We start from the raw sequence: 7,950 nt of genomic DNA on the forward strand, positions 1-7,950 counted from the left end.
TCAAGGAGCAGGTGAAGGGCGTGCAGAACCGCATCACCAGCATGCAGCAGCAGGGCGACAATGGCGCCCTGTCCCAGAAGCTCAGCCGCTTCGCCAATCTCGATCTGGAACAGAAGATCGCGGAAAACCGCTATGCCCAGGCCTCGATCAGCCTGAACATGGCCCGCATCTACAGCGAAAGGAAGATGCTGTATCTCCACACCGTGGAGATACCGGCCGAAGCCGAGGAACCGCGCTATCCGCGCCGTGTGCTCACCATTGGCCTGGTCCTGCTCGGCTCGATCCTGGCCTGGGTCATCTCCATCGGCCTCGTGGGCGTCATTCGCCGCCGCCTGGCTTGATGTCCTTCTTGTCAGAATGGGGGCTATGACCGGCGCCCATCGGCTCTGGCTTCCACTAGAGCAAAGCGCGTTCAAGCGTGAACGCTTATTTGCTCTAACTCATTGTTCTGACGCGTCTTTGCGATTCTTGGTGACCCCGTCTAATCGCAAAACGCTCTAGGATCGCTGAGCGGGTGCCGGCCGCTTTGCATCGAGCACGAGAATTGCGTTCAGACAGGCCTTCCTCTCGACAGACTCGGTGGATGCTGTCGGCGCCTCAGGGTTCCTTCCCGCCTGAGCGGAACGAACAGACGCCTGTGGCCGAATTGCCGTTGCTCATTGGCCGGATCGCGCCAACCGGGGCCAAGCGCTGCATCCAAGGTAAGGCAGGATGATCGCCGCTCGTCCCGCGACCCCCGACGATCGAATAGGTTCTGCGTTCCCGCAGATGCAGGACGGCCTCCCCCGACCGGACCGGCCGACTTTTGACAGACGCTCCCGCCCCGAGCCTGTATCCAGCATTGCCCGGAAAGCAGCTTCTTCAGTTTGGCGTTCTAGCCCCGAATTGCCTCACGCACCAGGCTTCCGATATGTCCATCCCACTATACCTGACTTCCCACTTGTACAGTGTCGCTTACGTGCAAGATCGGCCGTCTTCATCCCGGCCTCCCCCGCAACAGCCTGATGATCTATTTCTAGGCGAAAGCAGAAAACTTCGAGCTATATTTCAGGTCTCTATAAGATGTTATATTTAATCTTTTCATAATTTCGAAAACGTGAACATTTACCGTGGATGTAGAAATACTCAAAGTATCTGCAATTATCTTTCGGTTTACGCCTTGCCGAATAAGTTCGGCAATTTCGATCTGACGTCGAGTAAGCTTAGGAATGTTGCTGGCTGCCGCTAATTTTCCACTAGGAGAGCTCTCGCCTGAGAGTTCCAGGCAATCAGGCGAAATGTATATCGCTCCTGCAGCAATCAGGTCTATGACAGCACAGAGCGTGTTCAAATTATAATTCGCGCTCATATAGCCGCGTGCGCCCGCGCGGATAGCGCTGTTGGCATGGTCCAGCCTAGGTGCATCTGCGACCACAGCTATCTTTGTATCTGGCACTAAATGAATGATGTCGGATATATCGTGCTCTATGACCTGCTTGATGCGGCTATTTTTAAAATTACACAATATAATGAATTCTGACTCGCCGCGATGCATTTCATACCATTCGGCGATGGTTTCGTAACCCCTGGTGGGGCGGTCGGGAAATGCCTCTTTCAGGCATTGCACCAGACAGTCACGCGTAAGGGCATGTTGACAGATTACTATGCACGGCTTGCCCGGTATGATGACATCTCCGCGGGGTGCCGCATCGAAGGATGAGCTCGTCATTTTTTCTTGAGTCCAGCGTTTTATAAGAGATTCCACGGTTCATTGGCAGTTTATATACATTTGATATCCATTCGACGAATTAATATTTTTGCTTAACGTCACAATGGATTTTTCTTTGGAAATCTCTATATTAGACTCTATACTTATAAGTTTCAGATCTTAATGGGATGAAATCGGCAATAAGTAAGTTATTGCCGATATCTCACAGATCTAGGTTGCAGCACAATCCACCGCATGCGCTCCTTTCCCGCATGGCGCGCCTTTGGATTCCTGCCGCTGGGCGCGGCACCTGTTAAAACATGCCAAAATTGTAAAATTAGACAAGCGGCATATCAAGTTCTCTTTGATCGGTCTGTGCGAAAACGCACACGCCTGTCTAGGGGGAAGGAGCGGCTTTAGGCAGGAATATTTAGGAATAATTCTATTGGTATAGAATCTATTTTATTTATATAAATAATATTTATAGATACCTTATCCTAAGTTTTACAAAATAATAGTTTGAAATTTACTAACAAAGAACTCTATATATTGCTGACCAGGTTGAGGCCAGCTTTGTCTTGTGCTGCACCGGGTACGGAATAGTTGCGCCATGGGTAGCGGCAATAGGCCGTTGTGACCTGGTTGGTCAGCAATTAGACAAGCTTGGAGGATTAATATGACCCTATATGTTGATGACAGCGGCGTCACATATAACGTAACGACAAATAGTGTTCTTGGAATTCCTCTTAGTTATAATGTAACTATATCAGGGTCAAGCGATCCAAGTATTAACACCACATTGAGCGGTATATCTCTAGGTCATGTTGCGACCACAAATGGCCAATCTATTGGAGACATTGTTTCTTTTGGTATCAACAGGTATGTTGTTCCGCCCAATATCAATGCGAGCATTGCGCTTGGTGCAAGTGGTCTTGCTGTTAACACTTATTACATCGGCGGAACTGCGACGATTGACTCTTTTGCCTCTTTTCCTGGAACGCTTAGCACCATTAATGTTACGGGAGGCTCGGCAACTTTTGGCCCCGGTCTTCTGGGAAGTGGCCTTACCGGGACGACGGTGAACCTCACGGATGGCGGATCGTTTTCCAACGGTGTCGCTTCCTGGGAGTTTTTGAACGGAACGACGGTCGAGTTCGGCGCTGGCGGTGGCACCTTTACCGTCAACGCGGGTGGGACGATCCTGGATCTGAGCGGCACGTCGATTACCGGCTTTGCCGACAATAGTGGGCTCAACCATCTCGCCTTCCAGAACACTTCTGGTGTCATGGCGCATTATTCCATCACGAACAATGCCGGTAATACGCAGACCATCCGGGTTCTCGATGCCAGCGGCCATGTGATTGCGAGTGCGACGATCAGTGGGCAGGGCCTGGCGGCAGGTACTTATACGGCAGGTGACCCTGGTCCATTGACGATCACCACCAGCGGCAGCACCCTGACGATCACCGACCTTGCCGTGGTCTGCTTCCTGGCGGGCACGCGGATCCGCACCGCTACCGGCGAAGTCGCGATCGAAGACATCCGTGTCGGTGACGAGGTCTTCGTCTCCGTCGAAGGCAGGGACGAACTGCGCCCGGTGACCTGGATCGGTTCGGGCCACGTCCTGAGCAATCCCTCGCGGCCCCTGGACATGGGCGGCTATCCCGTCCGCATCCTCAAGGACGCCATCGCCGAGGGCCTGCCCTATCGGGATCTGCTGGTCACGGCCGAGCACAGCTTCTTCTTCGAAGGCAAGCTGGTGCCGATCCGCATGCTGGTCAATGGCCGGAGCATCTTCTACGACCGCTCCTTCCAGACCTACACCTATTACCATGTCGAGCTGGCCGAGCATGCCATCATCCAGGCCAACGGCATGCTCTCCGAGAGCTATCTCGACACGGGCAACCGCAAGAACTTCGTGGCCCAGCACGGCGTGGTGCCGTTCCCCGGCAAGGCCAAGGACTGGGCGAGCGATGCGGCGGCGCCGCTTTGCGTCGACCGTGCCTTCGTCGAGCCGATCTTCCGGGCCATCGAGGCCCGGGCGGCGCTGCGCAACGATCCGGTGCGCTCGCAGCCGGTCGAACTGACCCGCGAAGCGGATCTGCATCTGGTCACCGAAAGCGGCCGGATCATCCGCCAGGCCCGCGAAGCCGACGGCATGGCCCTGTTCATGATCCCCTCGAATGTGCGGTCGGTGCGCATCGTCTCGCGCGCCAGCCGTCCGGCCGATACGATCGGACCCTATGTCGATGACCGCCGTTTCCTCGGCGTGCTCGTCGGTGCCGTCACGCTGCAGGACGGCAATGTCCGCCGCGAGATCGACACCCATCTGACCGCCGGCACTCTGCGCGGCTGGTCGGTGCCGGAAGGAGCCCGCCGCTGGACGGATGGCGATGCCGTGCTGCCGCTCGGCGAGCGCGCCCCCAACGCGATCGCCATGCTGGGCCTGCAGATCCTGGCTGCCGGACCCTATCTGGTCGAAGCTGACGCTGCCGCCGAGGCCGCGCTGAACGGCTGACCCTGTCGCTTATAGCGAACGAAAACAGCCAGCCCTCGGAAACAGGGCTGGCTGACATCTTTCTTGGACCAGGGATCATGCATTCCGTTCCGATCCTGCAGTCGGGCCAAACCTGGGCTCCAGCAGATCACCTCGAGCCTCGGCGAGTGATTGAAAGCGTTGTCAGGGGCAAGGTGCATTACCGCATGGATCATCTCTCCTCGAATGTACCGCTGCAGACGCTGACGCATTACCGTTTTCGTCGCTGGATCGTTGCCTCTCAGGCTCGCTTGGCGGAGCAGAATGGAGCGGCAATCCAGAAGGTCTCTCCCAGCGTAGAACTCGCCAAACGCATCCGGGCGCTTCGGCTGGCTGCCGATCTCACTCAGCTGCAGCTTGCTGATGCCGTCGGCGTTTCGCGTGCCGCTGTGGCTTTTTGGGAGACGGGACGAGCAGGGGACATAAACAAGCACCTGGCGCCCTTGTCACAGGCGCTGGGCGTCAATGAAGAGGCATTGTTGAACGGTTTGGCTGAGGAACATATTCAGGCCGAGCTTTCGCCGGATGAAGCCGATCTTCTGGCGCTTTACCGGCTACTGAGCCCGAGCCGTAAGTTGAACGCTCAAAAATGGATTGAGCGTCAAGCTGGAGAGTGATGGGAGACAAGCCGCCGGGAGGGAGCCGTCGACGGCTTGATCAAACGTGCCGGCAATCTACCCCGATCGCCGAAGGCGCCAACTTCTTCCACCTTGCAGGATGCCGATGCCCTCGCTTGAATTCTCAAGCTCAAGAAGTTTGGCTCAATATTGTTGGCTAAAGCGAGAGATCCAGTATACGGCCCTCAAAAACTCGATCTCGCGATCTTTTCAGATGGCGATGCATGATGTCACGGGCGGCTTCCGCTTCCCGGCGCCGGATCGCGTCGAAGATCAACTGATGTTCGGCGAATACGTCGGCCAACATGGCTTCAGGGCCTGCCAACGAAACACCATGGAACTTCATGCCGATAGAAATATGATCGCGCAGGGATTGCATCGACAGAACGTAAAAATGATTATTCGTGGCCTGGGAGATCGCGTAATGGAAATTGTAATCCGCATCATCCCGGTGAAGGAACAGTTGGACCGCGTCGCGCATCAGTTCGAGTGCCGCCGCGATTTTTGCCAGCGCAGGTTCGTTCCAGCGAAGAGCGGCATAATAAGCATGATCCGGTTCGATCGACATGCGCAGTTCATAGCAGCGCTGAATATCAGCGATGGTTTCGACGGGTGAATAACCGATATTGCGCGTGTCCTCGGCCAGCTTCTTTACAAAGCTTCCTGCTCCTTGTCGTGAATATATCAAGCCTTCATCGCGTAACAATTTGAGGGCCTCGCGAATGATTGGTCGCGAGACGAGCAAAGTTGAGGCGAGTTCGTGCTCCCCAGGCAGTTTCTCGTCCGCCAGGTAGTCGCCACGGCTGATTTTGGTGAGAAGAATATGATAGACCCGCTGGACAAGTGGCGTCCGGCCCGGTCGATCAGCGATACCGTCCAAACTGCCGGACCCACGGCTTTGGTTTGTCAGGCGAGGTTCAGTATCGGTTGTGGCGGCATTACGCTTATCCATTTCGTGGTTTCCAAAATGCAGTGCGGCGTTGGTGGCGGTGGGTTTTCCAAATGTGGCAGCTGGAATGCATCCCATAGCGGAGTGCTCAAAGGGGCGTCAAAGCCGTACCGCATGCGCCTCGCCGTGGGCAACATAATTACAACCTTACATTGCGGTAATGTTTTTGGCCCAGGCACCAAATTCCGTAGGAACGGCAACGATTGTAGTCTGGATGATTGTGGCAGGGGCTGAATCTGCCTTCTCTATGCTGCTTCTTACTTCGTAGTGCATGGGTAGCATCAAAATACCAGAACCGGTTTCTACACGGGCAAATCCAACATTGCGGAAACCCTCATGGAGTTGGGACCAAAATGACGTCGGCGCTTCCGGTCGACAATGGTCCAGAAGTCCAATCGGCACCCGACTGGGTGGAACTTCTCTCTAACGCGCCAATCACGATAAGTGCCTGTATAGGGGTGAAACCCTTGGCATCGGTGTGCGGCGTCGGCTTGAGGCGACGAAGTCGCAAGCGGCTGCCGCAAGTGCGTTTTGATGGACACGCTGTTTTTGCTTACGCCGATGCGTCTTTGCGCTTCCTGGCGCTTCCGCCAAATTGCAAACGCTTCCGCGCTCGGTGCTTCTTCCGTCTGGTGAGAATTTGCCGGGGCATGCTCTGGAAACAGCTGTTGTGCCAGATCGTTGGGAAGCGGCGCTCCGACGGGGTGATGGATGTCTCATGCGAAGTAAGGCTTGCCGCTCGGGCCTTCTGGAAAGCCAAATGGGGATCAAGAGTTTTAGATTGTACAGGAATGCCCATAAATTTTTATAAATGGCAAGCTGTGGAATGAACTTCCTCGGCAATTTATTTAGATAGTTTATTGTCTCAAAATACCGATTAAAGTTTAGTATATCTAAATTTCAATCGTGTTGACTTGTTTGTAAACGATTGTAATTTGCCGGCATTAAGTCAGCTTAAGCGCCGGATGAATGATTGTCGAATATCTGCCCATTCCCGAGGTTGTCCGGGTTCGTCCGCGGCGTTTTGGTGATGCTCGGGGGTATTTTTCGGAAGTGTTCAACGCGCGCGTGTTTCGCCAGCAGGTGGCGGATGTCGAGTTCGTCCAGGACAACGAGGCCTTGTCCGGTGCTGTGGGCACGTTGCGGGGCCTGCATTTCCAGCGTTCGCCGATGGCGCAGGGCAAGCTGATCCGCGTCATCCGCGGCGCGATCTTCGATGTGGCCGTCGATATCCGCAAGGGATCGCCGAGCTATGGCCGGCATGTTTCGGCGCGCCTGGATGGGATCGATGGCGATCAGTTGTGGGTGCCGGTCGGCTTTGCCCATGGCTATTGCACCTTGGAGCCGGATACGCTGGTCGCCTACAAGGTGACCAACTACTACAGCCCCGCCGACGATGGCGGCATCCTGTGGAGCGATCCGGCCATCGGCATCGAATGGCCGGTGCCGGCGCAGGGGCCCGTGCTGTCGGCCAAGGACCTGGCCTTGCCGCTCCTGGAAGACTTGCCGGCTCACTTTTCCTACAACTCCGAACGGGAAGACATCGCATGAAGCGTGTTCTGGTCACTGGCGGCGCAGGCTTCATCGGTTCGGCTGTGGTGCGGCTGCTGGTCGGCGAGGGCGATGTCGAGGTGCTCAACTTCGACAAGCTCACTTATGCCGGCAATCCGCATTCCCTGCGCTCGATCGCCGGTTCGCGTAACTATCGTTTCGTCCGCGGCGACATCACCGACAGGCTGAAGCTGAACGCGGTCATCAATTCCTTCCGCCCGACGGCGATCATGCATCTGGCGGCGGAGAGCCATGTCGACCGCTCGATCGCCGGCGCCGACGATTTCATCCAGACCAATATCGTGGGGACCTACACCCTGCTGGAAGCGGCGCGCAGCTATTGGCGCACGCTTTCGGGCCGCGAGCGCGACGCGTTCCGCTTCCTGCACGTCTCCACCGACGAGGTCTATGGCTCGCTCGGCAGCGAGGGCCTGTTCACCGAGACCACGCGCTATGATCCGAGTTCACCCTATTCGGCGAGCAAGGCGGCCTCCGACCATCTCGCCCGGGCCTGGATGCGCACCTATGGCCTGCCGGTGCTGATCTCCAACTGCTCGAACAATTACGGCCCATACCATTTTCCCGAAAAGCTCATCCCGCTCGTCATCCT

At 55.9% G+C, this 7,950-nt stretch carries 7 protein-coding genes and 1 pseudogene; 6 read left to right on the top strand and 2 right to left on the bottom strand.

Annotation, left to right across the window (positions count from 1 at the left end):
* Positions 1-341: pseudogene (locus C5L14_RS30540) on the top strand (lipopolysaccharide biosynthesis protein); the annotation flags it as partial.
* 674 nt (positions 342-1,015) lie between these two features.
* Here the strand turns inward: C5L14_RS30540 and C5L14_RS29785 are convergent.
* Entirely contained in the window at positions 1,016-1,708 is a 693-nt protein-coding gene (locus C5L14_RS29785; RefSeq protein ID WP_105865692.1) for a response regulator transcription factor, read from the bottom strand.
* A gap of 1,111 nt (positions 1,709-2,819) precedes the next feature.
* Between C5L14_RS29785 and C5L14_RS29790 the strand changes: the two genes are divergently transcribed.
* Both C5L14_RS29790 and C5L14_RS29795 read left to right on the top strand, forming a co-directional pair.
* Positions 2,820-4,205, top strand: a complete 1,386-nt coding sequence (locus C5L14_RS29790; protein ID WP_181161387.1) for a Hint domain-containing protein — start codon at positions 2,820-2,822, stop codon at positions 4,203-4,205.
* A 146-nt stretch (positions 4,206-4,351) separates the two neighbouring features.
* Positions 4,352-4,840: a helix-turn-helix domain-containing protein gene (locus C5L14_RS29795; protein ID WP_210203311.1), complete on the top strand. Its 489-nt coding sequence runs from the start codon at positions 4,352-4,354 to the stop codon at positions 4,838-4,840.
* 157 nt (positions 4,841-4,997) lie between these two features.
* Here C5L14_RS29795 and C5L14_RS29800 read toward each other — a convergent pair whose 3' ends face one another.
* Complete coding sequence (locus tag C5L14_RS29800; RefSeq protein ID WP_105865695.1) at positions 4,998-5,792, bottom strand: FadR/GntR family transcriptional regulator; 795 nt, start codon at positions 5,790-5,792, stop codon at positions 4,998-5,000.
* Between the two features lie 350 nt (positions 5,793-6,142).
* Between C5L14_RS29800 and C5L14_RS30195 the strand changes: the two genes are divergently transcribed.
* The 3 genes from C5L14_RS30195 to C5L14_RS29810 all read left to right on the top strand — a co-directional run.
* A complete protein-coding gene (locus C5L14_RS30195) occupies positions 6,143-6,619 on the top strand; it encodes a hypothetical protein (protein WP_146127054.1) in 477 nt (158 codons plus the stop codon).
* Between the two features lie 139 nt (positions 6,620-6,758).
* Positions 6,759-7,340: a dTDP-4-dehydrorhamnose 3,5-epimerase gene (gene rfbC, locus C5L14_RS29805; RefSeq protein ID WP_105865696.1), complete on the top strand. Its 582-nt coding sequence runs from the start codon at positions 6,759-6,761 to the stop codon at positions 7,338-7,340.
* Positions 7,337-7,950 (top strand): dTDP-glucose 4,6-dehydratase (locus C5L14_RS29810; RefSeq protein WP_146127055.1); only part of this gene is annotated, 614 nt, incomplete at its 3' end. The genes rfbC and C5L14_RS29810, both read left to right, overlap by 4 nt.

The organism is Labrys okinawensis (assembly GCF_002982075.1).
GTDB lineage: Bacteria > Pseudomonadota > Alphaproteobacteria > Rhizobiales > Labraceae > Labrys > Labrys okinawensis_A.

Excerpts from the sequence above, each read along its gene's own strand:
- C5L14_RS29785 (WP_105865692.1), bottom strand. The coding sequence starts at position 1,708 with ATGACGAGCTCATCCTTCGATGCGGCACCCCGCGGAGATGTCATCATA.
- C5L14_RS29800 (WP_105865695.1), bottom strand. The coding sequence starts at position 5,792 with ATGGATAAGCGTAATGCCGCCACAACCGATACTGAACCTCGCCTGACA.
- C5L14_RS30195 (WP_146127054.1), top strand. The coding sequence starts at position 6,143 with ATGACGTCGGCGCTTCCGGTCGACAATGGTCCAGAAGTCCAATCGGCA.
- rfbC (WP_105865696.1), top strand. The coding sequence starts at position 6,759 with ATGATTGTCGAATATCTGCCCATTCCCGAGGTTGTCCGGGTTCGTCCG.